The organism is Streptomyces sp. NBC_00620, assembly GCF_026341825.1.
Taxonomy (GTDB): domain Bacteria; phylum Actinomycetota; class Actinomycetes; order Streptomycetales; family Streptomycetaceae; genus Streptomyces.
In genome coordinates this window covers 2,312,697-2,338,707 of sequence record NZ_JAPENY010000001.1, presented here as the reverse complement: position 1 = coordinate 2,338,707, position 26,011 = coordinate 2,312,697, and the positions used below count along the sequence as shown (strand labels likewise).

Sequence of the window (26,011 nt, the reverse complement as noted above, 5' to 3'; positions counted from 1 at the left end):
TCAGCCGAGCAGCTGACTCTGCAGAACCACCGTCTGCTGGAACGGGATGGCCTTCGCGGTGCCCTTGCGGGACTGCAGGACCACGGCGATGGTGTCCGCCGCCGAGAGGTACGCCTGACGGACCTGTTCGGGGCCGTACGGCTTGGTCTCCGCGTACGCGTAGCGCGTGACGTCGGGGACCTGGGCGACCTCCGCGAGACCTGCGTCCGCGCTGACCAATTCGGTACCGCGCGCCGCGTACACCGGGGAGTTGAAGCTCATGAGCTCGTTGGAGACCAGCTCGTCGGCCACGGCCGCGGTGCCGAACTGCAGCAGGTAGATCCGCGTGTGCGTGCCGTCCGGCGTGGTCCACCCGCGCGCCGCGATGTGCCGCAGCCCGTAGTCGGTCAGCAGCTGCCCGACGGAGTCCCGCTCGTACTTCGTGGAGTACTCCGTCAGGAAGGTCTTCGTCGCCAGCCAGCCGTCCTCGCCGCGCAGCGCCGCGTCGGCCTTCGCGCCCTTCGGAGCCGGGAGTACGAGCTTCCGCAGGTCGGCGTAGTGGGCGCCGGCCGTGTTCTCCTCGGCGAACGGACCCGGGCTGCCGGAGGGCAGCGGCGGCTTGCTGATCGTCGGGTACTCCCAGCGCCCGTCCGGCTCGGTCGCCAGACCCGGTACGTCGGTGCGCTCCATCCGCGTGATGCCGTACGCCGCCGAGGTACCGACCGCCGCGAAGACCACGACGGCGGCGGTCCAGCGCAGGACGGCACGGAGGACCCGGCGGTCCTTCTTGACGGGCGGGACGGGCTCGAAGACCACGGCGGGCGGTGCTTCGGGCATGGGTGGCAGGGGAGCCGGCGTCTCTGCCGGAGCCTCAGCCGACTCCTCCGCCGACGCCTCAGCCGACTCCTCCGCCGACTCCTCAGCCGGAGGCTGATCCGCGACCGGCACCTGATCCTCAACCGGCACCGGCACCGGCACCGGCACCGGCACCGACGGCTCGCCCTGCTCGCCCTGCCCTGCCTGTTCACTCTGCTCGGTCGTCATACCGCCTCCCCCGGCTCCGCGATGCGGTCGAGCTGCTCGCGCAGCAGCGCGGCGACTCCCTTGGTGTCCAGTGGCTTGACCCCGTACGCGGTGGCGCTGACCAGCACGTCACCCTGGTAGGCGGAGCAGACCATCATGTCGAGCTTCTCGTCGGAGTCCGTGTCCGGCAGGAAGCACTCGGCGTTCTTGTAGCCCTCGATCTTCGGTCCCTTGCGGGAGGTGCCGAGGGCGTCGAAGAACTCGTTCTGGAACGTCGACATGCCCCGGACCGCCTTCTTGTCCTCCATCTGCGCCAGCACGATGCTCACGGTGGAGACGCCATCGGCGTAGCTGCGCATCGCCATGCCCTTGGTGCGCTGCTTGTCGATCTCTTTCTCCAGCTGCCGCCGCTCGGAACGGGGCAGGTCGCTCAGCGCCTTCTTGCGCAGGGCGGCGGCCTGGGCCCCGCTGAGTGAGGCGTCGGAGCCGTACTCGGCGATGTCCGGACCCCGGGTCCAGCCGTCGGTGTCGTACGGCACGAGCATCGCGGCCAGTCCGGAGGCCGCCTTCGCCGTCTTGGCGTCGTCCTTCGCGGCCTTCGGGAAGGTCCAGGTGGGCGCGCCCGCGTCCCGGTCGGCGTCGCCGACGGTCACGACCGTGTACCCGGCGCCCGCGACAACGGCACCGAGCAGCACCACGGAACCGGCGACGGCGGCGATACGGCCCCAGCGCACGGGCTTCTTGCCGGGCGCGGGTTCCGGTGACTCAGGAGCGGAGTCCAGTACCTCGGGTACGGGCTCCGGTACGGGCTCCACAGGGCCGAACTCACCCACAGGCCCCGGGTTCACAGGTTGCTCGATCTGCTCGCTCACAGCCGTCCCACCTGCCGCTCGGCCAAGTCCATGATCTTCGCCTTGGAGATCGGCTTGGTGTCGTAGACCCAGATCTCCACGGCGATGTCACCGCGGTAGGCGTGCGCCTCGGCCCCGTACAACGGCAGGTAGCCGGGCTCTGTATCGGCCTTGGTGTGGACGTACGCCATGCCGTCACGTGTGCCGGGAATGGCCCAGCTGTCGGTGCCGTCCTCGTCCTGCGCCCAGTAGTGGCCGTCGTCGGCCGCCTCCGCGGCGGCGAGGTACTCCTCCTGGCGGTACTGAACGAGCCGGATGTCGACGGTGTACGTGCTGCCCACGCTCCAGCCGGTCTCGGCGACGCGCCGGAACTCCTCGCCGGCCAGCTCCTCGAAGGCGCCGTCCGGCTTCTCGAACATGTCCGCGTACTCGGCGATGTCCATCCAGCCGTCACCGGTGAGCCAGTCGGCTTCCTTCGCCCCCTTCGGCTTCGCGAGCAGCAGCTTGCGCAGGTCGCCGTCGGTCTTCACCTGGTGGTCCTGCGCGGCCGACAGGGGCTCGGGTCCCTCACCCTTGGCCTGCGTCAGCACCGGCTGCGAGAGCGACGGCAGCTTGGTGGGCTCGCGGTCGGCCTGGATCAGGAAACCGGCGCAGGTACCGGCGCCGAGCCCGAGCACCGCGGCCGCGGCGATCAACAGGGTCGTACGACCCCGTCGCCGGCGCCGCGCGGGAGCGGGCACAACCTCGGGCACCGCGGATATCCCAGGTTCTTCGGATATCCCAGGCTCTTCGGGTAGTTCGGGCACTTCGGGTACTTCCACAACGTCCCCCCACGAACGCGAAGCACGGATTCCGTATCCGCGCGCACAGGAGACTCATGGCCGGCGCCTTGGGTTGCACGGGAGCTGATCACGGTTCGGACTACCGCGCGACTACGATTCGGGCATGGCGAAGAAGCTCGTGATCAAGGTGACGGCTGGGGCCGATGCGCCCGAGCGCTGCTCGCAGGCGTTCACGGTCGCGGCGGTGGCCGTGGCCAGCGGTGTCGAGGTGTCCCTGTGGCTGACCGGGGAGTCCGCGTGGTTCGCGCTGCCGGGCCGCGCCGCCGAGTTCGAGCTGCCGCACGCGGCGCCGCTGCCCGATCTGATCGACTCGATCCTGGCGGCAGGCCGCATCACCCTGTGCACGCAGTGCGCGGCCCGGCGCGAGATCACCGAGAAGGACGTCCTGGAGGGCGTACGCATCGCGGGCGCCCAGGTGTTCGTACAGGAAGCGATGGCGGAGGAGACGCAGGCGCTCGTCTACTGAGGCGGCTGAAGCCTCGGAAGCGGCTGAGGCGGCTAGGACTGCTGAGGCGTCTGCACCCAGAGGCAGAACGGATGCCCCGCCGGGTCGAGAAGGACCCGTACGTCCTCCTGCGGCTGGTAGTCGGCCAGTCTCGCGCCCTCGGCGAGGGCGCGGGCCGTCTCCGCCGCCAGGTCGTCCACCTCGATGTCGAGGTGGAGCATCATGCGCTGGTCGCCGGGGCCCGCGGGCCAGACCGGCGGGACATAGCCGCGCGAGGTCTCGAACGCGAGCGCGGTACCGCCCTGGGGCGGGCCGATCAGCATCCAGTCGGGCTCCTCCGCGCGGACCACGTAGCCGAGGAGCCGCATGTAGAACCCGGCGAGCGCATGCGCGTCGGGGGCCTCGAACGCGACGGTGGACAGCCTCACGGGCGACATGGGTCCCTTCCTACTGGCGCCGCTTCTTCCCGTCCAGCTCGTCCCACCAGTCGTCGGACTTGGGATCACCCGAAGGGTCGTCCCACCAGCGGTCGTCGGGTCCCCGCCGGTTGGCCGCCATCGCGGCCAGCGGCGGGATCACCATCGCCACCACACACATCCCCACGGCCACGGGAATCGACCAGATCCGTACGACCGCCCAGGCCAGGACGAACAACCCGATGCACGTCCCCATCATGGCGAAGTACACGTGACGCCGTCGTGCGTACATACCTCCAGCGTAGGCCCGCGCACGCCAAAGGGCCGCCCCCCGAGCGTCCAGCCCCGGGGTGCGGCCCCTCAGTGTGTTTCGGTGCCGTCAGACGGCGATGGCGACCTCGGCGAGGCCGCCCGTCTGGGCGACGACCGTGCGGTCCGCGGTGCCTCCGGGGACCAGGGCCCGTACGGTCCAGGTGCCCTCCGCCGCGTAGAAGCGGAACTGGCCCGTCGCGGAGGTGGGGACCTCCGCGGTGAACTCACCGGTCGAGTCCAGGAGGCGTACGTAACCGGTGACGGGCTCGCCGTCGCGGGTCACCTGGCCCTGGATCGTGGTCTCACCGGGCTTGATCGTCGAGGCGTCGGGGCCGCCGGCCTTCGCTCCACACATGTTTCGTTTCCGTCCTTCAGGCCTTGACTTCGAGGGTTACTTGTTGGCGCCGAGCTCGATCGGGACGCCGACCAGGGAGCCGTACTCGGTCCAGGAGCCGTCGTAGTTCTTGACGTTCTCCACACCGAGCAGCTCGTGCAGCACGAACCAGGTGAGCGCGGAACGCTCACCGATACGGCAGTACGCGATCGTGTCCTTGGCGAGGTCGACCTGCTCCTCGGCGTAGAGCTCCTTGAGCTCGTCGTCCGACTTGAAGGTGCCGTCGTCGTTGGCGTTCTTCGACCACGGGATGTTGCGCGCGGACGGGACGTGACCCGGACGCTGCGACTGCTCCTGCGGGAGGTGGGCCGGGGCGAGCAGCTTGCCGCTGAACTCGTCGGGCGACCGCACGTCGACCAGGTTCTGCGAGCCGATGGCCGCCACGACGTCGTCGCGGAAGGCGCGGATCGCGGTGTTCTGGGCCTTGGCCTTGTAGTCGGTCGCGGCGCGCTCGGGCACCTCGACGACCAGGTCGCGGGAGTCGAGCTCCCACTTCTTGCGGCCGCCGTCGAGAAGCTTCACGTTCTCGTGGCCGTACAGCTTGAAGTACCAGTAGGCGTACGAGGCGAACCAGTTGTTGTTGCCGCCGTAGAGCACGACGAGGGTGTCGTTGCCGATGCCCTTCGCCGACAGGAGCTTCTCGAAGCCCTCCTGGTCGATGAAGTCACGGCGTACCGGGTCCTGGAGGTCCTTGGTCCAGTCGATCCGGATCGCGTTCTTGATGTGGTTCTTCTCGTAGGCGGACGTGTCCTCGTCGACCTCGACGATGGCCACGCTGGGGTCTTCCAGGTGGTCCTGGACCCAGTCGGCGTCTACCAGGACGTCGCTGCGGCTCATGCTTGTTCTCCTCCGGGGCAGTTGCGGCGGGGCGGTGCGTGTGGAGAGGGGTGCGCGGTCATGCCGTTGGCGGCTGTGCGGCGCAGGGGTGGCCCCGACGCAGGAGGTCGAAGGGCCCGGCTCGCGGAAGTAACGAAGCTTCCGCTCAGAAGGTGCGACAGAGCATGGCGGCGACGCGGCACAGGTCTACTGCCCGCCGCTTCGTGAGATCCGCCTGACGCTTCATGTGTCCGATCGTAGGGACGGACAGGCGGGCATGTCACCGGCGTGTCGGATGCTGAGACGCGATCGTCCGCAATGTGGGATGAGTGGATCGACCGGGCCGTGTCCGTACGGTTTTCGGGCGCCTGTGCCCGTGTTGTATCCGCCATCACATCTGCTGGACGGACGGGAACGTCTCGCTCTTCGGACGAACAATCCACCCCGGGGAGGCCCGGGGACCCTCCTACCCGACCAGCCTGATGTCCGAACCCTTCACCGAGATGTCGACGCCGTCCTTGGCCGCCACGACCTTGTCGAGCTGGATGCCGCCGGGCAGTTCGTCGATCTTCTGCTCGAAGTCGGTGACCGTGCGGACCGTGTCCTCGGCGAGGTCGACGCCCAGATTCGGCAGCGAGTCGGCGTGCACCTTCACCGTGTCGCCTTCGACGCTGACCGAGCTGAGCACGGAGACCGGCTGGGGCAGCTTGGTGCCGAGGACGGTCGCCTCGACGGAGACCTTGATCTTGCCGTTGCCGCCGTCGGAGAGGCCGACGACCTCGGCGGTGACGCCGGTCGTGACATCCGTGGGCCCGGACTGGGCGGCCTTCAGCAGCTCGGCGTACGAGATGGTCGCGGTGCCGGTGGCGGTGCTGGCGGTGGCGGAGCTGTAGTCGCCGCTGAAGACCACGCCGTGCATCTCGGCGTTGAGGTCGTCGATGCGGATGGAGCTGACGGCGTCGCCCGTGCCGGTCGTCGACGCCTCGTAGTCCTTGATGCCGATCTTCACGTCGTCGAACTCGCCGCCGACGACCTGGGTGAGGAAGGGGAAGCCCTCGATGGACACGTCGGGGGTGCTGGCCAGGCCCTCGGTGGTCCTGATCCGGTCCGCCGCCTCGTCCTCCGCGAAACCGACCGCCACCCGGTCCGCGATGACGAACAGGCCGCCCAGGATGACAGCGACGATCAGGAATATTCGCAGTGCGCGCATGCTCGGGGTTCCCCGTCTCGGCCAGGTCTCAACGGCCTGAGTGGCCGTCCAGCGCGAGCCTAAACCCGAAGAACCCCCGAATCGGGGGCTCTTCGGGACAGTTGTCGATCACCTGTGACGATCAGCCGGTGCCTGGAGGCTCAGCCGAAGGCGCGCCCCAGCAGGTAGACGGCCGGGGCCGCGACGGCCAGCGGAAGGGCGACGCCCGCGGTGAAGTGGACGAAGCGGGACGGGTAGTCGTAGCTGGCGACGCGGTGGCCGATCAGTGCGCAGACGCCCGCGCCGAGGCCGATGAAGGCGCCCTGCGTGCCGATGTCCGTGATCCCGCCGACCGCGATTCCGGCGCCCGTGGCGGCCAGCAGTGCCACCACGACGGAGGCCGCCGTGGGCAGCGGCAGCGCGCGGGCGAGGACCGCCACGGCGACCGCGGCGGCGCCCACCGTCACGGCGTCCGGCTCGGCGGCCAGATACCCGGTCGCGACGATCGCCAGGGCCGCCGAGGCGACGGTCGCCATCAGACCGGACATGCGGGTGTCCGCGTCGGCGTGACTGCGCAGCTGAAGCACCAGGGTGAGCAGGACCCACACGCCCAGGGTGCCGAGGATCGCGGCGGGCGCGTTCTCCCGGCCCGCGGCGAGCAGCGCCACGTCCGCCGTCAGCGCGCCCGCGAACGCCAGCGCGATGCCCTGCCGGGCCGGCCACATCCCGTTCAGCCGGAACCATCCGGCCGCGGTGACGGCCTGCAGCAGTACGAGGGGTACGACGAGGGCGTACTGCCCGACCGCCGCCGTACCGGAGAGCAGCAGCCCGAGCAGCGCGGTGAGCGCGGCGGGCTGGATCCCGGGTTCGATGATCGGCGACCGGCCCTCGGCACGGGCGCGCTGGGCGTCGGTGACGCGGGGGTTGCCGGTGATGGTCGGGGGGCCGTAGTCAGGGCCGCCGCTTCCGCTGTGGGCATGCGTTCCGCTCGGGGCGGAACGGGTGGGCACAACGGAACCCGCAGCGCCGGGCTCCCTCTCCCACCCCCCGGCCGCGGCACCGGGCGCCTCATGAGCAGAGGGCTCGGGAGCAGGCGTCCACCCGTACCCCGGCGTCTCGGGCGGCAGAGGTTGCCCTACGGTTCCGTACCCCTGCGGAGGCAGATACGCCGTGTCCGCCGCGGTCACCGGAACGTGCGCCTGCGTCTCCCAGGTCTGCCCCTCCCACTGCTGCGTGTGCTGCTGCCACTCGGGCTGCGGCGCGGGCTGCTGGGGTTGCTGGGGCTGCTGATACGGGTCGTATCCCTCGTACGGGGAGTCGTACGAAGGCTCGTACGGGGGCTCATACGGCTGGTTGCTCATCGTCTCGGTCACCCTCCTGCGAACGGCGGGAGCACCTCGACCGTGCCGCCCTCGGCCAGCCGTACCGTCTCATGCCCGCGGGTCCCCACGGGGTCACCGTCGATGAGGAACGAGCATCGCCGCAGGACGCGGGGGAGTTCGTCGGGGTGTCGCTCGCGGGCCGCGTCGAGCGCCTCGGCGAGGGTCTCGGCCTCGTACGGCTCCTCGGCGACGCCGGCCGCGGACTTGGCGGCGGCCCAGTACCGCACCGTGCCCTTTGCCATCTCGTTCCTCAGTCAGTCGCGAATCAGTGGTCGGTCGTGAATCAGTGGTCGGTCGTCAATTCAGTGGTCGCTGTGAACACGGTCAGGCTAGCCCGCGTGGGTGGCTGCCCATTCCCCGATGCGGGCCAGCAGCTCGTCGTCGGCCGCGTGCTCGGCGTGACCCATTCCCCGCTCGAGCCACAGTTCCGCGTGCCCGTCGGCGGCTTCGGCAAGCATCCGCGGGTGGTCCACGGGGAAGTAGCCGTCGATGTCGCCGTGGACGATCAGCAGCGGTGTCGGCGCGATCAGCGGGACCGATTCGACCGGGGAGGCGGGGACCGGGTCCCAGCCGCGGCCGTGGATCCGGGTGTGCAGGTAGCAGCGGGTGACGGCGCGGCCCATCGGCTGGGTTACCAGCCAGTGCACGCGCCGCATAGGGGCCGTCCCCCGGTAGTACCAGCGGGCCGGTGCGCTCACCGAAACCACCGCGTCCGTACGCGCTTCCGTACGCCCCCCGTGCTCCTGCCCCGCCGCCCCGTACAGCGCCGCGTGCCGCAGCACCACGGAACCGCCCATCGAGAAGCCGACGGTCACCACCCGCTCGTGCCCCAGTTCCCGCGCCCAGGCGACCACGGCCGCCAGATCGTGGACCTCGCGGTCGCCGACGGTGGACCGGCCGCCGGATCTGCCGTGACCACGGAAGGAGAAAGTGACGACCGCCGCATTCCGGGCCAGGGCGTCCGCCGCGCGGCGCACGTGCGGGCGGTCCAGATCGCCCGTGAAACCGTGCGCGACGACGATCGCCAAGTCACCGGATGGCCGCGTTCCAGGGTCGTACGCCGCATCGATCGTGACGTCGTCGACCGTACGCAGAAACCTCCGCAAAGGGGTGCGCCGGGTCGTCTCAAGGGATGGACGATGGGGAGATCCCGTGACTTGACCTGCCGAACCTGAGCTCATGTGGGCTATTCTGACGGCCAGAGGACTCGGGCAGAGTAGCCCCCGGGTCCTTTTGTGCTTTCTTAACCGTTGTATACGAAGCGGGAAACCGCAGGTGTACGAAGGCTACGAACGCATAGCGGCTCCCAGGGGCGCGGGAGACGCGAGTACCGAGCAGTGCCGCAAACGTCCTCGCAGGGACCGAGGAGGAACCGACGTTATGGGCGAGCGAAACGTGCAAGGCCGTAAGACGACCCAGGCAGGTGGGGCGCGATGAGTTCTCTTCTGCTCCTGACCAATGCCCTTCAGCCGTCGACGGAGGTGCTTCCCGCTCTCGGCCTGCTCCTGCACAACGTGCGAGTGGCTCCGGCGGAAGGCCCCGCTCTCGTCGACACCCCGGGTGCCGACGTCATTCTCATCGACGGACGCCGTGATCTCCCTCAAGTGCGCAGCCTTTGCCAGCTGTTGCGCTCCACGGGACCCGGCTGTCCGCTGATCCTCGTCGTGACGGAGGGCGGTCTCGCGGCCGTCACCGCCGACTGGGGAATCGACGATGTCCTGCTGGACACCGCCGGTCCGGCCGAGGTCGAGGCGCGGCTGCGTCTCGCCATGGGCCGGCAGCAGATCGTCAACGACGACTCCCCGATGGAGATCCGCAACGGCGATCTCTCCGTGGACGAGGCGACGTACAGCGCGAAGCTCAAGGGCCGGGTCCTCGACCTGACCTTCAAGGAGTTCGAGCTCCTCAAGTACCTCGCGCAGCACCCGGGCCGCGTGTTCACGCGCGCCCAGCTGCTCCAGGAGGTCTGGGGCTACGACTACTTCGGTGGTACACGGACGGTCGACGTCCACGTACGACGGCTGCGCGCGAAGCTCGGCATCGAGCACGAGTCGCTGATCGGGACCGTCCGGAACGTCGGTTATCGATTCGTTACGCCGGAGAAGGTGGACCGCCCCACGGACGAGGCGAAGGCCAAGGCGGCCCAGCCAAAGCCGGAGGATGCGGACGAGACGGCGCACCTCGACGCCGTCGACTCCGCGGAGGCCACAGCTCCGGCACAGGAAGTCGCCGTACGGCCTGCCCAGCGGTAGGTCCATCCGCGTAGACTCCGCGCGTGGCCAAGGTAACTCGGGATGATGTGGCGCGGCTGGCGGGTACTTCGACCGCCGTGGTCAGCTATGTCATCAACAATGGACCGAGGCCGGTTGCCCCGGCCACGCGCGAGCGCGTTCTCGCCGCGATCAAGGAGCTGGGGTACCGGCCCGACCGGGTCGCCCAGGCCATGGCATCGCGGAGGACCGAGCTCATAGGCCTGATCGTGCCGGACGCACGCCAGCCCTTCTTCGGGGAGATGGCGCACGCGGTCGAACAGGCCGCCGCCGAGCGCGGAAAAATGGTGCTTGTCGGCAACTCCGACTACATCGCGGAGCGCGAGGTCCACTACCTGCGCGCCTTCCTCGGTATGCGGGTCTCCGGGCTGATCCTCGTCAGCCACGCGCTCAATGACAACGCTGCCGCCGAGATCGATGCCTGGGACGCCCGCGTCGTGCTGCTGCACGAGCGGCCCGAGGCCATCGACGACGTCGCGGTCGTCACGGACGACATCGGCGGCGCCCAGCTCGCCACCCGCCATCTGCTGGAGCACGGGTACGACTACGTCGCCTGTCTCGGCGGTATCGCGGAGACCCCGACCGTCGGCGACCCGGTCTCCGACCACGTCGAGGGCTGGCGGCGCGCGATGCAGGAGGCCGGCGTCTCCACGGAGGGGCGGCTCTTCGAGGCGCCGTACAACCGCTACGACGCCTACCAGGTCGGGCTTCAGCTGCTTGCCGGGCCCGATCGGCCGCCCGCCATATTCTGCTCCACCGACGACCAGGCGATCGGCGTGCTGCGGGCGGCTCGTGAGCTGCGGATCGATGTGCCCGGGCAGCTTGCCGTGGCCGGGTTCGACGACGTCAAGGAAGCGGCGTTGACGGATCCGCCGATGACGACGATCGCGTCCGACCGGTCCGCGATGGCCCGGGCGGCTGTCGATCTTGTGCTTGATGACGGGTTGCGGGTTGCCGGGTCCCGGCGGGAGCGGTTGAAGGTGTTTCCTTCGCGGCTCGTGGTGCGGCGGTCCTGCGGCTGCGAGTAGCTCCGCTGGGGGGCGGTTTTTTGACTGCGGGTGCGCTGTGGCTGGTCGCGCAGTTCCCCGCGCCCCTGAAGGGCGCTCCCTCACCTGAACCCCTGTTTTACGGGCCCCTCGCGCCTTTATATCGGGCATACGAGCTTCTATCGGGGTTCTCAGCGGGCGCTCAGGGAGCTCTCATGATGGGGCGACAGGCTCTGTTCCATGACCGAGAGCTTCCGCCGCAGCGGCGAGTACGAGCACCCCCAGCAGGGCGACGAGTCCGGGTATGTTCAGGGCCACGAGCAGCCCGCGTACCCCCAGCAGCAGCACGCTTCCTCCCCCGTGAACCCCGAGTGGCCGCCCCCGCCGGCGCACCGGCCGGCCGAGCCCGTCGCCGTTGAGCCGGGCACCACCGTGTGGCCGGGCTCCGGCTCCGGTCAGGGTGGCGACGGCGGCCAGGGCGGGGGCGCCTTCGGCGGCTACCCCGAGCCGGCCGCGGCGAGCACCGCCGTACTCACGGCCGAGCCCGTGCCCCCCACCCACCACACCCCGAAGAAGCGCGCGAAGGGTCCGCTGGCCCTCCTCGCCGCCGTGGCGATAGTCGCCGCGGCCATCGGCGGCGGCACCGCGTACGGCATCCAGGAGCTGACCGGCAACGACACCGTGTCGAGCAGCACCAGCACCAGCGTCGTACCCACCGCCGACAAGGGCACCGTCGCCGGCGTCGCCAAGGCGGTCAGCCCGAGCATCGTCGAGATCACCGCCTCCTCGAACGCCGGTGAGGCCACCGGTTCCGGCGTGATCATCACGACCGACGGCGAGATCATCACCAACAACCACGTCGTCTCGGGCGCCTCCTCGATCAAGGTGCAGCTGAGCAACGGCAAGTCGTACACCGCGAGCGTGGTCGGCACCGACAGCGCGAAGGACCTTGCGCTGATCAAGCTGCAGGACGCGCCCTCCGGTCTGACGGTCGCGACACTCGGCGACTCCTCCGGTGTCCAGGTCGGCGACGAGGTCGTCGCGATCGGCTCCCCCGAGGGCCTGACCGGCACCGTCACCAGCGGCATCGTCTCCGCTCTGAACCGTGACGTCACCGTCTCCACGGACGAGAGCCAGAGCCAGGGGCAGAGCGGCGGCAGCGGCGGCCAGTGGCCGTTCGAGTTCGGCGGCCAGCAGTTCAACGGCGACACCGGCTCGTCCACGACGACGTACAAGGCGCTCCAGACGGACGCGTCTCTCAACCCGGGCAACTCCGGCGGCGCCCTCATCGACATGAACGGCAACATCATCGGCATCAACTCCGCGATGTACTCCGCCGCCGACGCCACCTCCAGCTCGAGCGCCGGCAGCGTCGGCCTCGGCTTCGCCATCCCGATCAACACCGTCAAGTCCGACCTGGCCACCCTGCGCGCCGGCGGCTCTGACAGCTGAGCCGCCCCCCGGCGCCGGAGCAAGGAGTTCGACATGATCCAGCAGATCAAGCAGGTTTCGCACAGCACCGTCGGCAGCGACCCGGCCGGGCTCGGCCTGGCCCTGGAAGTTGCCCGTCAGCTGCACGCGCCGGTGAACCGGGCGCCCGAGGTGTCCACGGCCGCCGCCCACCGGACCCGCCGGACCCCGGCCCGCCGCCGTACCGTCGTACGAGGCTGATGCCCCGTCCGTCCATGGGGCTGATCCTTTTCCGCCCTACGACGCAGCCCGGAAACGTGCGAGGCTGAAAGCGACCGGCCCCGTCCCACCGCACCCGAGGAACCCGAGCCCATGAGCCCCGCCGAAGGCGACCGTGAAACCCAGCGCATCCTGATCGTCGACGACGAGCCGGCTGTACGTGAAGCACTCCAGCGCAGCCTCGCCTTCGAGGGATACGACACCCAGGTCGCGGTCGACGGAGCGGACGCGCTGGAGAAGGCGACCGCGTACCAGCCCGACCTGGTCGTCCTGGACATCCAGATGCCGAGGATGGACGGTCTGACCGCCGCCCGCCGGATGCGCGGCGCGGGCACCACCACGCCCATCCTCATGCTCACCGCGCGCGACACCGTCGGCGACCGCGTCACCGGGCTCGACGCCGGCGCCGACGACTACCTCGTCAAGCCCTTCGAACTCGACGAACTCTTCGCCCGCGTCCGGGCGTTGCTGCGGCGCAGCTCGTACGCGGCCGCCGCGGTCGGTGCCCCCGAGGACGACGCCCTCACCTTCGGCGACCTGCGCATGGACCTCGCGACCCGCGAGGTCACCCGCTCCGGCCGCCAGGTGGAGCTGACCCGCACGGAGTTCACCCTCCTCGAGATGTTCCTCGCCCACCCGCGCCAGGTCCTCACCCGCGAGCAGATCCTCAAGGCGGTCTGGGGCTTCGACTTCGAACCGTCCTCCAACTCCCTCGACGTGTACGTCATGTACCTGCGCCGGAAGACCGAGGCGGGCGGCGAGCCGCGCCTTGTGCACACGGTGCGGGGTGTGGGGTACGTGCTGCGGTCGGGCGGCGCGGAGTGAAATCGGTGGTACGCCGGTTCCGGTCCCTGCCGATCCGGTCCCGGCTGGCAATGCTGGTCGCCGCGGCGGTGGCGTTCGGGGTGGCGGCGGTTTCGGTCACCTGTTGGTTCATCGTGCAGGGGAAGTTGTACGACGAGATCGACAACGACCTGGCGAAGGGGATGAGGACGCCCGGGGACCAGATCGTGGTCGCGCTCAACAACTGCACCGAGACCTCGCAGGGCGGCGGTCTCTTCGGGAACACCTACTCCCAGGTGGTCAAGGAGGACGGAACCATCTGCGTCCTCCAGGGCTCCAGCGGCAAGGTCAAGGCCACCCAGGGTGACAAGGACAAGATCAAGGACGGGAACACCGACCAGATCTACTTCCGCAACGGCACCGACGGGGACGGCGACGAGGTGCGCGTGCTGACCAAGCCGCTGGGTGCCACCACCATTGGCGGGCAGACCGGGCCCAACGTCGGGCTCGTCGTCGCCGTGCCCCTGAAGAGCACACAGAACACGCTCAACGAGCTGGCCCTGATCCTCCTTCTCGTATCCGGTATCGGAGTCGTCGGCGCCGGAGTCGCGGGCCTGGGAGTGGCCCGCGCCGGCCTCCGCCCGGTCGACAAGCTCACCGAGGCGGTCGAGCACGTCGCCCGCACGGAGGACCTGTCCATCCGTATCCCCGTCGAGGAGGACAGCGAGGACGAGATCGCCCGCCTCTCCCGTTCCTTCAACTCGATGACCGCGTCGCTGGCGAACTCCCGCGAACTGCAGCAGCAGCTCATCGCGGACGCGGGCCACGAACTCCGCACCCCCCTCACCTCCCTCCGTACCAACATCGAACTCCTGGCCCGCAGCGAGGAGACGGGCCGGGCGATCCCCCCGGCGGACCGCAAGGCGCTGCTGTCGTCGGTCACCGCGCAGATGACCGAACTGGCCTCGCTGATCGGCGACTTGCAGACGCTGTCGCGTTCGGACTCGGGGCAGCAGGCGGACCGCCTTCAGGTGGTCGCGCTCCAGGAGACGGTGGACGCGGCGCTGCGCCGTGCTCGCCTGCGCGGCCCGGAGCTGACGATCAGGGCGGACATCCAGCCCTGGTACGTACGGGCGGAGCCGTCCGCCCTGGAGCGGGCCATCGTGAACATCCTCGACAACGCGGTGAAGTTCAGCCCGCCCGGCGAGGCCATCGACGTGATCCTCAAGGACGGCGAACTCACCGTCCGCGACCACGGCCCCGGCATCCCCACCGAGGATCTCCCCCACGTCTTCGACCGCTTCTGGCGCTCCCCGAGCGCACGAGCGCTGCCGGGCTCGGGCCTGGGCCTGTCGATCGTCGCGCGTACGGTGCAGCAGTCGGGCGGCGAGGTGTCCCTGACGCCCGCCCAGGGCGGCGGCACGGTGGCGACGATCCGGCTGCCGGGGGCGCCTACGGCTCCGCCCGAGGTGTCTTAGGGTGATCTAGGCTCCCTGCCAGGGGATCTCTTCCACCACAATAATCCGCCTGACCTGCACGCCATCAGGAAGGCCGACATCGGTCTCAATGCCTCGGAAAATGAGATCTTTCGCCGTGCCCAGCTCAGCGCGTGGCTTCGACCATCTCACATACATGCGTCGGCAGTGCTTCGCAGGCAGCCAGAGCATCGAGCCGCCAGTCCATCTGCCAAAGCGGCCTCATGAACCCATCAGTCACTCGCCGAGCTCCCGTTCTCGCACCCGGTAGCGAATTTTCGCCGCCTCTTCGAGGAGCGCCTTGGCTTCGGCGATATCAGTGAACTCTGAGGCCCGGTTTTCGAGATCGTGCACGTGCGCGTCCAGCTCGGCATCGCGGGCGATGGCGTAATTCTACGTCGGCCGGGACGACAAGACGATCACCGTGAAGACCCTCGCCGACCTGGAGAAATACATGATCGCTGCAGCGAGGAGACGGGGCGCCCGATCCTCCGGCGGACCGCAAGGCACTCCTGGTCACGGCGCAGGTGATCGTTAACACACTCGACAACGCGGTGAAGTTCAGTTCCGAGGGCAGCACCGTAGACGTCACGCTCAAGGACGGCGAACTGACCGTCCGGGACCTCGGTCTGTCCATCGTGGCCCGCACGGTCCAGCAGGCCAGCGGCAAGGGTCCCTGAAACCGGCTGGGGTGGTGGCACGGTGGCTACTCTGCCGGGGAGGCCGCCGAGATCATCGTTCTGGCGTAGCAAACAAGAGCCACATTGGCTCACCCGCTGGCTCTTCACATCGCTAAGGTGGAGTTGAGGTCGAGGCGAGCGTGGCCTGTGGATTCGGGGTGGCCCAGGATCACCCATCCAACACAACCGGGGTGGACTTACCTGTTGATTATAAAGCTGTCGGCGTAGATACACATATATGGCGACCGCATCGGCGATACGGTGCGCCAAAATCTCGTCTGCCTGGATTGGAGTCCAACGACTCCACCCCTCGCCCTCCTGCTCAGGGAGCGCCGTGATCCGTACAGCCCGAACCACTTCGCAGTCGGCTGCCCTCGCCGACCACCGCCGTGCGTCCCAGACCCAACTCGACGCCCCGTACAACCCCAAGAGCGCTCGAGGGGTGCGTCGTGCCCTCTCGTCCTTGGAAAACCGGAAGGGCGCGAGGATCACATTCCAGTCCTCCATCTGACGAATTCGAGTTGACTCAGAATGAGCGGTCCGCTGGTTCCGTTTCGGCAGCTCGTCCTCAAGGTGCACAGCAGATGCGATCTGGCCTGTGACCACTGTTACGTGTACGAGCATGCCGATCAGAGCTGGACTGCACGCCCCAAAGCGATCTCGGACGAGGTCACTTCCTGGACGGCTCTGCGGCTGGCGGAACACGCGAAGGACCACGCGCTTCCCTCTGTGCAGGTCATCTTGCACGGAGGCGAGCCGTTGCTGGCCGGCCCCGAGCGGCTGCGGCGAGTCTGCGAGGAACTGCGCAAGGCCCTGCGCGAGGTGTCCGAGCTCGACCTTCGTATCCATACGAACGGTGTCCAGCTCAGCGAGCGCTATCTCGATCTCTTCGTCGAGTACGGCGTCCGGGTGGGTATCTCCTTGGACGGCGACAAGGCGGCCAACGACCTGCACCGCCGCTTCACCAACCGCCGCAGCAGTCACGACAAGGTGCTGACGGCGGTGTCCCTGCTCCGGCAGGAGCGGTACCGCCATCTGTTCGCCGGCCTGCTCTGCACCATCGACTTACGCAACGACCCCGTCGCCGCGTACGACGCGCTGGCCGCACTGGAGCCGCCGCGCATCGACTTCCTGCTGCCGCACGCCACATGGGACCAGCCGCCGCCGCGCCCCGACGGCACTCCGGCAGCGTACGCGGACTGGCTGATGGCGGTGTACGACCGCTGGGAGGCGCAGGGTCGCCCTGTGTCGGTGCGCCTATTCGACTCGGTGATCAGCACGCTCGGCGGCGGACCAAGCCTGACCGAGTCCATGGGACTGGCACCCGCGGATGTTGTGGTGGTCGAGACCGACGGGACGTTCGAGCAGGCCGATTCCCTCAAGACGGCCTACGACGGCGCCCCGGTCACCGGCGAGGACGTCTTCCACCACACCCTCGACGACGTGGCCCGCCACCCCGGCATCACCGCACGGCAGCAGGGGCTGGCGGGGCTGAGCGAGCAGTGCCGGTCCTGTCCAGTGGTGCGCTCCTGCGGAGGGGGGTTGTTCGCCCACCGCTACCGAGGCGACGACGGGAGCGAGTTTGACAACCCCTCAGTTTACTGCGCCGACCTGGAAGCGCTGGTCCGCTCGATCGACGGCCGTACGGGAGCTGGCGCCTACCGGCCGGTCGAGGGCTTCGACGCATTGGCCGACGGCACCGATGACGGTTCCGCCGTGCGGGAGTTGGCGCAGGCGCGGCAGGCGGTCACCCGTGAGCTGCTCACCCTGGTCGACCAGGAACTGGGCGAGCAGGGAGGTGAGTTGTGGGAACACTCGTGGCAGCTGGCGCTGGAGCTCGGGCGACGGGACGGCGCCGCGTTGACACCCATGCTGGCCCACCCGTATACCCGGACGTGGGTCGTACGCTGCCTCGAAGAACCGGGGCCCAATGCCGCCCTGTACGCACACCTGGCCTCGCTCGTGGCCTCCGCCGCCCTACGCTGTGGCGCCACGGACTACAGGGTCAAGGCGCCGGTGGTCGACGGATTCGCGTACCTCCAAGGGCTGGGCCGCCTGCGGATCGACGAAGCCTCGGATGAAATAGCCGAGTTGACGCCTCGCCAGGTCAGTAGAGGTGCGCCCGGCTGGGAGCCCGTGCGGTGGCTGCGGGCCGACGGGCTGGAGGTCGCGCTGGACGACCTCGATCCGTACCGCGACTCCTTCGATCGGCCGGCCTCGGCCCGGCTGACGGACGAGGAGACCGAGCAGTGGCGGCATGTGCTAGCGCGGGCCTGGACGTTGATCCGCAAGACCTTGCCAGGAGTGGCCGCGGGTATGGCGGCAGGCGTACACATCGTGACACCGCTCGCGGGCCCACCGGACCGGGCCCCGGTCCCGGAAGCGACTCAAAGCGGATTCGCCGCTCTCGGTATCGCCCTCGATCCCGATCCGACGTGGCTCGCCGTCTCCCTGGTGCGTAGGTTCCGGCTCGGAGTCCTCGACGCGCTGCTGGACGTCTGCGATCTGTACGACGAGGCCGATGTGCGTACCGGTGTTCTACTGGCCGACACCTACGCGTTGATGGCCACCAACGCGCTGTGGTCGCAGCCCGCGCCGGCGCGGCGGGTTCGGTCGCATATTGAGGAGTTGGCGGACCGGGGGGCGCTGACCCTGCTCGGGCGGCGGTTCGTGGAGGGTATGCGGCGTGGCGGATGAACGAGGGCCGGACAGCGGCCGACGTCCTCGAAGCCCTGGGCGTGCGGGCCGGGGCTACGTTGCTGGTGCATGCCTCGTTGCGTCGGGTGGGAGCGGGCGTCGACTCCGTGCTGGGCGCGCTGCTTGATGTGCTGGGACCGGAGGGCACCCTGATCTTCCCCGCGCCAACTCCTCCACGCCTCCGGCGTACCGGGAGCACACGCATGGGATGACAGACCGTCGGTTGTCCGTCTTTCACGACTCCATGCCGACCTTTGACCAGCCGCGCACCCCGTCGCAGGGCCGAGGCCTGCTCGCCAAGGCGGTTCGGTGTGGGCCGTGCGCAGTGCGCATCCTCAGACCTCGTTCGAGGTGTGAGGGCACGGGCGGTGGAGCTGCTCACGGGGCACGATGAAGATGGCCATCTGGGTGAGCGCTCGCCACTGGGCCGACTGTACGCAGCCGAGGCCCAGGTGTTGCTGATCAGGTCGGTTATGAAGTGTGCAGCACCTTCCACCTTGCCGAGTGCCGGGTTGAGAGCGCGCCCTGGCGGGAGTACCGGTGTGTGGTGCTGCGGGACGGGGAACGGCGCTGAATGTCGTAGAAGGACATCGATCCGGACAAGAGTGACTTCGGGCCCTGGGCACGGCCTTCGAGGCGTACGACGGCACTCTCCCCGACCCGGCTGTCCGGTGCGGCGAACTCGGCTGGGCCAGCGCCCGGTTGCTGCCTGTGAGGGCGGCGGTGGACTTCGGCACTGGCTTGCTGGCCTGAAATCGTCCCCCTCTCCGCGCGACAAAACCAATCACAAATGGCTCCCGGCTTCCTACACTGAGTGTCCATACCCGGTGGGATTACGGGGGCGTGGGGGATCGGGGGATCGTGTGGAGCCGAGCGAGCCATTGCGGGCGGACGCCGCCGCCCCCTACTTCTTTTTGAGTTATGCTCACGCCCCCCGGCACGGCTCTGACGAGACCGACCGGGACATGTGGGTCGACCGCCTGTTCCGCGACCTGTGCGATCACATCTTCCAGATGACCGATGTGCCCGGCGGTGCGGCCGGTTTCATGGACCGCCAGATGCGCGCGGGCGAGATCTGGACCCAGGAGACCGCCCTCTCACTGGCCCGCTGCCGGGTGTTCGTGCCGCTGTATTCGCCGCGTTACTTCCGCAGCAGCTGGTGCGGAAGGGAATGGTCCCACTTCAGCCGCCGCGCCGCCCGTCATCGCTCCGGCAGGCCAGGCACACCCAGCGCGGTGGTGCCGGCGCTGTGGACGCCTGTGCAGAGTCACCAACTTCCTCCGGAATTACGGCGCGTGCACTACGCGCACACGGAAATGGGGCCCCGCTACCACACGTACGGGCTCTACGGCCTGATCAAGCTCTCATCGTTCCGCAGGGACTACCAGCGGGCGGTGATGGAGCTGGCCCGGCGCATCGTCGACGTCGGCGACAACGTCCTCGTGGAGCCCGGGCTGCGAACGCCCTTGGACCAGATGCCGGACGCCTTCGCTCCGCAGCCCAGAACGAGCGCCCGGCGGACGCTGCGGATCACCGTGGCCGCGAGTTCCCTGAACCGGCTGCCCGAGGGGCGCAGCCCCGACTACTACGGCGGATCCGCCGTGGACTGGAACCCCTTCCATCCAGAATGCCCCACGTCGCTGGGGACCTTGGCCGCCGAAATCGCCGAACGCCTCGACTACCGGCCTGAGGTGACGGCGTTCGATGACGGGCACAGCACCGCGTCCGAACCGGCCGCCCTCGACGGCCCCGAGGTCATGCTGCTCGACCGTTGGGTGCTGCGCGACCCCAAACACCGTGAGCAACTGGGCCGGTTCGACAACAGCCACCGCCCGGCGACCGGCCTCATGGTGCCGTGGAACGACGCCGATCCCGACAGTCGTGAGGCGGAGACCGAACTGTCCGCCGAGACTGAGGCGACCTTGCCGCGCAAAATCCACCAGGGGCGGCAGATATCTCGGGCCGCCGTCCAGGGCATCCACGACCACGAGTCCTTCGGCGATCTGTTGCCGCACGTCGTGCAGTGCGCGGCGGCCCAGTACCTCAAGAACCCTCCTGTTCGTCAACCGCCCGCCCGGGGTACACCGCGCTTCCGTGTGAACTCATTCGCGGAAAGCGCCCATACGGACGAGGACAGCCCACCAGCGGTGCACAGCCCGCTCGCCGAGAAGGACGACCGCGATGATCAGCGATGACGGACGTGAGGGCGGCCACGACGGCCGAATCATCACGTTCTACTCGTACAAGGGCGGTACTGGCCGGACGATGACGTTGGCCAACACCGCCTGGATTCTGGCCGCCAACGGCAAACGCGTACTCGCCGTCGACTGGGACCTGGAAGCGCCGGGCCTGCACCGCTTCTTCCACCCTTTCCTCGACCCGGCGACCGCCGCCGCCACCACCGGCGTCATCGACCTGCTCACCGAGTACGCCTGGGCCGCCGTCGCCAGCCCGGCCGAGGCCGAGCAGCGGCCGCCGGACTGGCACCGGGAGTTCGCCCGCATCCAGCGTCACGCCGTCTCCCTGGACTGGCCGTTCCCCGGCGAGGGCACCCTCGACCTGGTCTCCGCCGGCCGGCAGAACCGCGACTACTCGGCGATCGTGTCCACCTTCGACTGGGACAATTTCTACGAGCATCTCGGCGGCGGGCTCTTCTTCGATGCCTTACGCGACGACATGCGGAGCAACTACGACTATGTCCTGATCGACAGCCGCACCGGTCTGTCCGACATCGCGGACATCTGCACCGCCCATCTGCCCGACGTCCTCGTCGACTGCTTCACCCTCAGCGGCCAGAGCATTGACGGCGCGTCGGCCGTCGCCCGCCACATCGACGAACGCTTCCGCAGCCGCCGTATCCGCATCCTGCCCGTCCCCATGCGCATCGACGAGGGCGAGAAGGAGAAGGCCGACGCCGGGCGCTCGCTGGCCCGTGCCAAGTTCGACCGGTTCCCCATCGGCATGAACGAGGCCGAACTCGCCAGCTACTGGGGATCGGTGGAGATTCCGTACCGGCCCTTCTACGCGTACGAGGAGACGTTGGCGACCTTCGGCGACGAGGCGGGGAACGCCGGTTCCCTGCTGTCGGCCTTCGAGCGGCTCACCGGGGTGATCAGCGACCAGGCCGTCACGGCGCTGCCGCGCATGGACGATGAGCTGCGCCTGCGCTACAAGCAGGCGTTCACCCGCAGCCGTTCCGCCCTCCCCAGCGACCTGCACCTGAGCTATGTCTCCGAGGACCGGATGTGGGCCGACTGGATCGCCGCGCTGCTGAACCGCGCCGGCTTCCGGGTGGTGCTGAAGCACGTTGGCAGCGAGGGTGACGGCGCGGAGAGGCCCACGGACCGCACCGTTGTCGTACTCTCCCCGTCTTACCAGCGCTCGCCGCGAGCCCGGCAGGTATGGGAGAGGGCCACCGGCGGTGATCCCTCCGGCCGCCGCCAAGTGGTCGCGGTCCGGGTCAGCGACATCCGCCCGACGCCGTCGTTCAGCGAAGGGACCTCGGTCGACTTGGTCCGCCTGGACGAGCCGCAGGCCGGTTCGATCCTGCTGCGCGCACTCGGCAAACCGGCCCTGCCCGACGGGAGCTCCGCCGGCGGCATGTCCGGAGAGGCCCGCTTCCCCGGGACCGCGCCCAAGTTCTGGAACATCTCACCGCGCAACGTCTCCTTCACCGGACGCAGCGCCTTACTGGAGTGGATGCGCGACAGCCTCGGCAACAGCAGCAACGTCACCTCGCCCCCGTACGCGCTCTACGGGCTCGGCGGAGTCGGCAAGACGCAGATCGCGCTGGAGTACGTCCACCGCTTCGGCGCCGACTACGACCTGGTCTGGTGGATCCCCTCGGAGCAGAACGAGCTGATCATCCAGTCCCTGGCGGAACTGGCCGGGCGGCTCGGCCTGCGGATCGGCGACGACGACGCGCAGGCCGCCCAGGAGGCGCGGGAGCATCTGCGCCAGTCCGGTGCGGGGCTGCGCTGGCTCCTTGTCTTCGACAACGCCGACGAACCGCACGAGGTCAGCCGGCACTTCCCCGGCGGCAACGGCCACATCCTGGTCACCTCCCGCAACCAGACCTGGGTGCAGCACGGCGATGCCCTGGAGGTTGAGCCGTTCCTGCGCGACGCAAGCGTCGAGCACCTGCTGCGCCGCGTTGCCGGCATCAGCGCCGAGGATGCCGACCGCGTGGCGGCGGCTGTCGGCGACCTGCCGCTGGCGGTGGACCAGGCCGGCGCCTGGCTGGCGGAGACCGGCACCCCGGTCGACACCTACCTGGTGGAACTGGAACAACAGGCTGAGCAGGTCCTCTCGTTCGGCCAGCCAACCAACTACCCGAAGCCCGTCGCCGCCACCTGGAACCTCTCCATCGACCGCCTCAAGGAACGCTCACCAGCCGCCGTACGACTGCTGCAACTGTGCGCCTTCTTCGCCGCCGAACCGATCTCCATGAAGCTGCTCTACGGCGACGAGATGATCAAGGTCCTGTCCCACGAGGACCCCTCGCTCCAGGAGAAGATGGTCCTCGGCCGGGTGATCCGGGAGATCGGCCGCTTCGCCCTGGCCAAGGTGGACCGGGCCACCGAGTCCATCCAGGTCCATCGTCTCGTACAGGCCGTGATCCGCGCCCAGTTGAGCTCCCAGCAGCAGGACGAGGCGCAGCACGTGGTGCACCGCATCCTGGCCGGCGCCCGGCCGACCGGGGAGGAACCGGTCGACAACCCGGAGAACCACGCCGCCTTCGCCGCCATCTGGCCGCATCTGGATGCGTCCGAGGCAAGCAGGTGCGACGAGCCCGAGGTCCGGCAGCTACTCATCGACCGGGTCCGCTACCGGTGGAAGCGCGGCGACCTCAACACCGCACTTGACCTCGGCCAGCAGTTGCGGACGGCGTGGGAGACCCAACTGACCGAGCTCCGCAGTCAGGTCACGGCGCAGGAGAAGAAGATCGCCGACGCCAGGACTCGTATGGACCCGCCGGAAAAGAGTAACTTCCAGGAACTGGCCTTCCAGGAACGCTACGTCACCAATCTCCACATACAGATCCTGTATCTGTGCTTCCAAATCTCCAATGTGCTGCGCGCCCTGGGCAAGTACGCGGAGGCGGAACAGCTGGGCTCGGACACCCTGGCCCGCCAGCGCGTCCTGCTGCCCCCCGACCATCCGCACGTCCTCATGACCACCAGCGGACTGGCCATGGACCTCGGCAGCATAGGCCGCTTCGCCGAGGCCCTGGACATGGCCATCAAGGCGTACAACGGCTTCAAGGAGAACTTCGGCGAGGACCATCCGCGCACCCTCTTCGCCAACAACAACCGCGCCGTCTGCCTGCGGCTGCTCGGCCGGTACGGCGAGGCCCGCGACATCGACCAGGAGATCTACGACCGGCGGCGCGGCGACCTCGGCGCCGAGCACCCGGCGACCCTGTTCAGCGCACAGAACCTGGGCCGCGACCTACGCGAGGTGGGCGAGTACGCCACCTCGCTCTCGCTGCTGCGCAGCAGCTACGAGGCCTACCAGCGGCTGTTCGGCGATACCTATCCCGAAACCCTGCGCACCGCCAAGAGCCTCGCTGTCTCCCTGCGCAGGGCCGGGCAGGTCGATGACGGCCGCGGCATCACCCACCAGACCCGTGAGCACTACCGCGTCCGCGAGACCCCGGCCTACACCCCCGACGTGCTGGACTGCGCCCTCAACTACGCCACCGACCTGTACGCCACCGGTGCCCCCGACGAAGCTCTCGCCCTGGCGCGGGAGATCGTGCCGCAGTACCAGCAGGCCCTCGGCGTACGCCACCCGTCGGCCCTGGCCGCCGCCAACAACCTCGGTATCTTCCTGCGCGGCTCCAGCGAGCCCGAGAAGGCCCGCCTGCTGCTGGAGGAGACCCTCGCCACCTCGCGGGACGTGCTCGGTGAGAACCACCCGTACAGCCTCTCCTGCGCGGTCAACCTCGCCAATGTGCTGGCCGAACAGGGGGAGTTCCAGCGGGCCGAGGAGCTGGAGCGGGTGGCCGTCACCGGATTCCAGCCCATCCTCGGCCAGAACCACCCCGACACCATCGTGTGCCGTGCCAACCTCGCCCTCACGCTGCGGGCCCTGGGCCGCATCCCCGAGGCAGACCAACTCCAGGAGGGCGCCCGACGCGACCTCACCCGCCTGCTGGGCGAGAATCACCCGCACACGGAGAGCGTGCGCTCCGGCAAACGTATCCACCGGGACCTGGAGCCGCTGCCGGTTTAAGCCACCACGCGCACATCCGACTCGGTGAGGTCGAAGCGCAACTGGGCGAGCAGCCGCACAGGATCCCTGCGGATGGCGACGGAGCGCTTGCGCAGACTGGCCTCCAGCCGGTCCCGGGCCGGCCAGGGCCTTGGTGTACTCGCTGACGTTCGAGGCCGCCATGCCAGCGAACCAGTCCAGCCCGTCGGCGTCGCGCGGCGCGAGGCTCACCAGCACCGCGACCCGGGTCACCCGGTGCGGCAGCAGCGCGGCGCACGCCAGCGCGTGCGGGCCGCCGCCTGAGCGGCCGACTACGGCGAAGCGTTCGATGCCGAGGGAGTCCGCGATGGCCGCGACGTCGGCGGCGACATGCGAGACGCGGCGTCCGGGCAGCCGGTCCGAGGTGCCGTAACCGGGGCGGTCGTACGTGATCATCCGCACTCGCTGCTGGTAGAGCAGCATCGGCCGGGGTGCCGGGCTGAGTCTGCTGCCGGGCGTGCCGTGCAGCAGGAAAACCGGCTCACCGTTCAGATCGCCCGTGACTTCGACGGCTAATCGGCGGCCGTCCCCCGTCTGCACCGTTTCCCGCACCCGCGGCCTCCCCTCGCGCCCCGCTCACGGTCGTGCGCCGCGTGGCTGTGCCACGAGGCATTCCCTATAGTGAACAAGATCATCCCGGTGCGGGCGTTTCGGGTGCTTCCGCACGAGTTCCCGACAGCGGTCCGGCGCGGCACAACCTCTCAACCCGGTGTGGCGCCAACGGTGGGTGTCGAGGATGATCACGCAGCATGCTCTCGGCGGGCGTGGGCCTTCTCCGCCGCTATCCGAGCAACCTGCCCAAACAGAGCAGAGTGTGCACGAGAACAAAGATCCACGGGATCACCCGCTCGCCGAACCCGAGTTCGGCGTACCGCGCCCGCCTGGAGATCTCACGTGTTCGTGTCAGATGCCCCCACTCGTCGGTGAAGACCTTGACCGGGAACTGCATCTCGATCGCGTTGATGACCGCGAACTTCGCTCGGTTCAGCTCGCGATAGCTGCGCAGTTGCATCCACCAGGTCATCGAGATCGCCACCCCCGCCAGGGCGAGTACCGGCGCAGCCCACCACGGCTCCTGTCGCAGGTTCGACAGGGAGACACCGATGACGCTGACGAAGGCCGTCTGGATGGAAAGGAAGAAGACGTTCGCCTGGCCCCGTCGTGCGGAGATTCGGTCGGCCATCTCCACGGCCAGTTTGTACAGCTCCAGGACAGACTTCGACGGCTCTCGGGCCGCCTCGGACCCGTCCCCGACCGAGGACGTGACCGGGGTGCCGGACGGTGCGTTGCGCGGCTCAGGCATCACGCCGACCATGATGACGTCCCAGACCAGCAGGCGCAGTCCGCTTCTCGGAAACCGGCCGCAGCTGACGGACTGGACACCCGGGCCGCGGGACGGACGGTCACGGTGTGGCTCGGCGACTGGACACCGATGGGCCGTCTGGCACCGGCGCGGCGAGGCCGACCCCCAGCCTCCCCACACCCCTCTCCAAGCTCTCCCACAGCCCCCCGTTACACGTTTGACGG

At 69.1% G+C, this 26,011-nt stretch carries 24 protein-coding genes and 2 pseudogenes; 12 read left to right on the top strand and 14 right to left on the bottom strand.

Annotated elements, in window-relative coordinates; all coding sequences use genetic code 11:
* The 3 genes from OG246_RS10800 to OG246_RS10790 all read right to left on the bottom strand — a co-directional run bounded on the left by OG246_RS10800 (position 1) and on the right by OG246_RS10790 (position 2,605).
* Positions 1-816, bottom strand: a complete 816-nt coding sequence (locus OG246_RS10800; RefSeq protein WP_266464078.1) for a hypothetical protein — start codon at positions 814-816, stop codon at positions 1-3.
* 203 nt (positions 817-1,019) lie between these two features.
* Positions 1,020-1,874, bottom strand: a complete 855-nt coding sequence (locus OG246_RS10795; protein WP_323178287.1) for a hypothetical protein — start codon at positions 1,872-1,874, stop codon at positions 1,020-1,022.
* Positions 1,871-2,605 carry a hypothetical protein gene (locus OG246_RS10790; RefSeq protein ID WP_266459311.1) on the bottom strand — a complete coding sequence of 245 codons (735 nt, stop codon included), beginning with the start codon at positions 2,603-2,605 and terminating at the stop codon, positions 1,871-1,873. Before OG246_RS10790 ends, OG246_RS10795 begins: the two co-directional genes overlap by 4 nt.
* A gap of 193 nt (positions 2,606-2,798) precedes the next feature.
* Between OG246_RS10790 and OG246_RS10785 the strand changes: the two genes are divergently transcribed.
* Complete coding sequence (locus tag OG246_RS10785; protein WP_266459308.1) at positions 2,799-3,161, top strand: DsrE family protein; 363 nt, start codon at positions 2,799-2,801, stop codon at positions 3,159-3,161.
* 32 nt (positions 3,162-3,193) lie between these two features.
* Here the strand turns inward: OG246_RS10785 and OG246_RS10780 are convergent, their stop codons facing one another.
* The 9 genes from OG246_RS10780 to OG246_RS10745 all read right to left on the bottom strand — a co-directional run bounded on the left by OG246_RS10780 (position 3,194) and on the right by OG246_RS10745 (position 8,830).
* Complete coding sequence (locus OG246_RS10780) at positions 3,194-3,577, bottom strand: VOC family protein (protein WP_266459306.1); 384 nt, start codon at positions 3,575-3,577, stop codon at positions 3,194-3,196.
* Positions 3,578-3,587: 10 nt separating this feature from the next.
* Positions 3,588-3,848: a DUF3099 domain-containing protein gene (locus tag OG246_RS10775; protein ID WP_266459303.1), complete on the bottom strand. Its 261-nt coding sequence runs from the start codon at positions 3,846-3,848 to the stop codon at positions 3,588-3,590.
* 87 nt (positions 3,849-3,935) lie between these two features.
* Positions 3,936-4,223: a DUF1416 domain-containing protein gene (locus OG246_RS10770; RefSeq protein ID WP_054232391.1), complete on the bottom strand. Its 288-nt coding sequence runs from the start codon at positions 4,221-4,223 to the stop codon at positions 3,936-3,938.
* 36 nt (positions 4,224-4,259) lie between these two features.
* Positions 4,260-5,099: a sulfurtransferase gene (locus OG246_RS10765; protein ID WP_266459300.1), complete on the bottom strand. Its 840-nt coding sequence runs from the start codon at positions 5,097-5,099 to the stop codon at positions 4,260-4,262.
* A 145-nt stretch (positions 5,100-5,244) separates the two neighbouring features.
* Complete coding sequence (locus OG246_RS42885; RefSeq protein ID WP_350310325.1) at positions 5,245-5,325, bottom strand: putative leader peptide; 81 nt, start codon at positions 5,323-5,325, stop codon at positions 5,245-5,247.
* 219 nt (positions 5,326-5,544) lie between these two features.
* Positions 5,545-6,288: a DUF2993 domain-containing protein gene (locus OG246_RS10760; protein ID WP_266459297.1), complete on the bottom strand. Its 744-nt coding sequence runs from the start codon at positions 6,286-6,288 to the stop codon at positions 5,545-5,547.
* 140 nt (positions 6,289-6,428) lie between these two features.
* Positions 6,429-7,628: a hypothetical protein gene (locus tag OG246_RS10755; protein WP_266459294.1), complete on the bottom strand. Its 1,200-nt coding sequence runs from the start codon at positions 7,626-7,628 to the stop codon at positions 6,429-6,431.
* 8 nt (positions 7,629-7,636) lie between these two features.
* Positions 7,637-7,891, bottom strand: a complete 255-nt coding sequence (locus OG246_RS10750) for a MoaD/ThiS family protein (RefSeq protein WP_266459291.1) — start codon at positions 7,889-7,891, stop codon at positions 7,637-7,639.
* A gap of 87 nt (positions 7,892-7,978) precedes the next feature.
* Positions 7,979-8,830: a S9 family peptidase gene (locus OG246_RS10745; protein ID WP_266459288.1), complete on the bottom strand. Its 852-nt coding sequence runs from the start codon at positions 8,828-8,830 to the stop codon at positions 7,979-7,981.
* 252 nt (positions 8,831-9,082) lie between these two features.
* On the opposite strand from OG246_RS10745, the gene OG246_RS10740 reads away from it, so the two are divergent.
* The 11 genes and pseudogenes from OG246_RS10740 (at position 9,083) to fxsT (ending at position 24,466) form a co-directional block, all read left to right on the top strand.
* Positions 9,083-9,901: a response regulator transcription factor gene (locus tag OG246_RS10740; protein ID WP_266459285.1), complete on the top strand. Its 819-nt coding sequence runs from the start codon at positions 9,083-9,085 to the stop codon at positions 9,899-9,901.
* Positions 9,902-9,924: 23 nt separating this feature from the next.
* Positions 9,925-10,947, top strand: a complete 1,023-nt coding sequence (locus tag OG246_RS10735) for a LacI family DNA-binding transcriptional regulator (RefSeq protein WP_266459282.1) — start codon at positions 9,925-9,927, stop codon at positions 10,945-10,947.
* Positions 10,948-11,145: 198 nt separating this feature from the next.
* Positions 11,146-12,357, top strand: a complete 1,212-nt coding sequence (locus OG246_RS10730; RefSeq protein WP_266459280.1) for a S1C family serine protease — start codon at positions 11,146-11,148, stop codon at positions 12,355-12,357.
* 33 nt (positions 12,358-12,390) lie between these two features.
* Positions 12,391-12,576: a hypothetical protein gene (locus OG246_RS10725; RefSeq protein ID WP_266459277.1), complete on the top strand. Its 186-nt coding sequence runs from the start codon at positions 12,391-12,393 to the stop codon at positions 12,574-12,576.
* Between the two features lie 111 nt (positions 12,577-12,687).
* The gene (locus OG246_RS10720) at positions 12,688-13,419 is read left to right on the top strand and encodes a response regulator transcription factor (RefSeq protein ID WP_266459274.1); all 732 of its coding nucleotides are present in this window, start codon (positions 12,688-12,690) and stop codon (positions 13,417-13,419) included.
* Positions 13,416-14,855, top strand: coding sequence for a HAMP domain-containing sensor histidine kinase (locus tag OG246_RS10715; RefSeq protein ID WP_266459271.1), 1,440 nt, complete (start codon positions 13,416-13,418; stop codon positions 14,853-14,855). The genes OG246_RS10720 and OG246_RS10715 overlap by 4 nt, the downstream gene beginning before the upstream one ends.
* Positions 14,856-15,382: 527 nt before the next feature.
* Positions 15,383-15,659, top strand: a pseudogene (locus OG246_RS10710) (hypothetical protein); the annotation flags it as partial.
* 404 nt (positions 15,660-16,063) lie between these two features.
* A complete protein-coding gene (locus tag OG246_RS10705) occupies positions 16,064-18,229 on the top strand; it encodes an FxsB family cyclophane-forming radical SAM/SPASM peptide maturase (protein WP_266459268.1) in 2,166 nt (721 codons plus the stop codon).
* A complete protein-coding gene (locus OG246_RS10700) occupies positions 18,226-18,441 on the top strand; it encodes an AAC(3) family N-acetyltransferase (protein WP_266459266.1) in 216 nt (71 codons plus the stop codon). Before OG246_RS10705 ends, OG246_RS10700 begins: the two co-directional genes overlap by 4 nt.
* Positions 18,442-18,702: 261 nt before the next feature.
* Positions 18,703-20,424 (top strand): TIR-like protein FxsC, encoded by a 1,722-nt coding sequence (locus tag OG246_RS10695; protein ID WP_266464071.1) that lies wholly within the window; start codon positions 18,703-18,705, stop codon positions 20,422-20,424.
* Positions 20,411-24,466: an FxSxx-COOH system tetratricopeptide repeat protein gene (fxsT, locus tag OG246_RS10690; RefSeq protein WP_266459264.1), complete on the top strand. Its 4,056-nt coding sequence runs from the start codon at positions 20,411-20,413 to the stop codon at positions 24,464-24,466. Before OG246_RS10695 ends, fxsT begins: the two co-directional genes overlap by 14 nt.
* 2 nt (positions 24,467-24,468) lie before the next feature.
* On the opposite strand, the pseudogene OG246_RS10685 reads toward fxsT, so the two are convergent.
* Both OG246_RS10685 and OG246_RS10680 read right to left on the bottom strand, forming a co-directional pair.
* Positions 24,469-25,036: pseudogene (locus tag OG246_RS10685) on the bottom strand (alpha/beta fold hydrolase); the annotation flags it as partial.
* Between the two features lie 229 nt (positions 25,037-25,265).
* The gene (locus tag OG246_RS10680) at positions 25,266-25,787 is read right to left on the bottom strand and encodes a hypothetical protein (protein WP_266459262.1); all 522 of its coding nucleotides are present in this window, start codon (positions 25,785-25,787) and stop codon (positions 25,266-25,268) included.
* Positions 25,788-26,011: the final 224 nt, after the last annotated feature.

Bases quoted from the DNA above. Each gene is read 5' to 3' on its own strand.
- OG246_RS10740 (WP_266459285.1), top strand. From the start codon at position 9,083: ATGAGTTCTCTTCTGCTCCTGACCAATGCCCTTCAGCCGTCGACGGAG.
- OG246_RS10705 (WP_266459268.1), top strand. From the start codon at position 16,064: ATGAGCGGTCCGCTGGTTCCGTTTCGGCAGCTCGTCCTCAAGGTGCAC.
- OG246_RS10745 (WP_266459288.1), bottom strand. From the start codon at position 8,830: ATGAGCTCAGGTTCGGCAGGTCAAGTCACGGGATCTCCCCATCGTCCA.
- OG246_RS10770 (WP_054232391.1), bottom strand. From the start codon at position 4,223: ATGTGTGGAGCGAAGGCCGGCGGCCCCGACGCCTCGACGATCAAGCCC.
- OG246_RS10720 (WP_266459274.1), top strand. From the start codon at position 12,688: ATGAGCCCCGCCGAAGGCGACCGTGAAACCCAGCGCATCCTGATCGTC.
- OG246_RS10725 (WP_266459277.1), top strand. From the start codon at position 12,391: ATGATCCAGCAGATCAAGCAGGTTTCGCACAGCACCGTCGGCAGCGAC.
- OG246_RS10775 (WP_266459303.1), bottom strand. From the start codon at position 3,848: ATGTACGCACGACGGCGTCACGTGTACTTCGCCATGATGGGGACGTGC.
- OG246_RS10765 (WP_266459300.1), bottom strand. From the start codon at position 5,099: ATGAGCCGCAGCGACGTCCTGGTAGACGCCGACTGGGTCCAGGACCAC.
- OG246_RS10800 (WP_266464078.1), bottom strand. From the start codon at position 816: ATGCCCGAAGCACCGCCCGCCGTGGTCTTCGAGCCCGTCCCGCCCGTC.
- OG246_RS10730 (WP_266459280.1), top strand. From the start codon at position 11,146: ATGACCGAGAGCTTCCGCCGCAGCGGCGAGTACGAGCACCCCCAGCAG.
- OG246_RS10780 (WP_266459306.1), bottom strand. From the start codon at position 3,577: ATGTCGCCCGTGAGGCTGTCCACCGTCGCGTTCGAGGCCCCCGACGCG.
- OG246_RS10785 (WP_266459308.1), top strand. From the start codon at position 2,799: ATGGCGAAGAAGCTCGTGATCAAGGTGACGGCTGGGGCCGATGCGCCC.
- OG246_RS10700 (WP_266459266.1), top strand. From the start codon at position 18,226: ATGAACGAGGGCCGGACAGCGGCCGACGTCCTCGAAGCCCTGGGCGTG.
- fxsT (WP_266459264.1), top strand. From the start codon at position 20,411: ATGATCAGCGATGACGGACGTGAGGGCGGCCACGACGGCCGAATCATC.
- OG246_RS10750 (WP_266459291.1), bottom strand. From the start codon at position 7,891: ATGGCAAAGGGCACGGTGCGGTACTGGGCCGCCGCCAAGTCCGCGGCC.
- OG246_RS42885 (WP_350310325.1), bottom strand. From the start codon at position 5,325: ATGAAGCGTCAGGCGGATCTCACGAAGCGGCGGGCAGTAGACCTGTGC.
- OG246_RS10755 (WP_266459294.1), bottom strand. From the start codon at position 7,628: ATGAGCAACCAGCCGTATGAGCCCCCGTACGAGCCTTCGTACGACTCC.
- OG246_RS10695 (WP_266464071.1), top strand. From the start codon at position 18,703: ATGAAGTGTGCAGCACCTTCCACCTTGCCGAGTGCCGGGTTGAGAGCG.
- OG246_RS10760 (WP_266459297.1), bottom strand. From the start codon at position 6,288: ATGCGCGCACTGCGAATATTCCTGATCGTCGCTGTCATCCTGGGCGGC.
- OG246_RS10680 (WP_266459262.1), bottom strand. From the start codon at position 25,787: ATGCCTGAGCCGCGCAACGCACCGTCCGGCACCCCGGTCACGTCCTCG.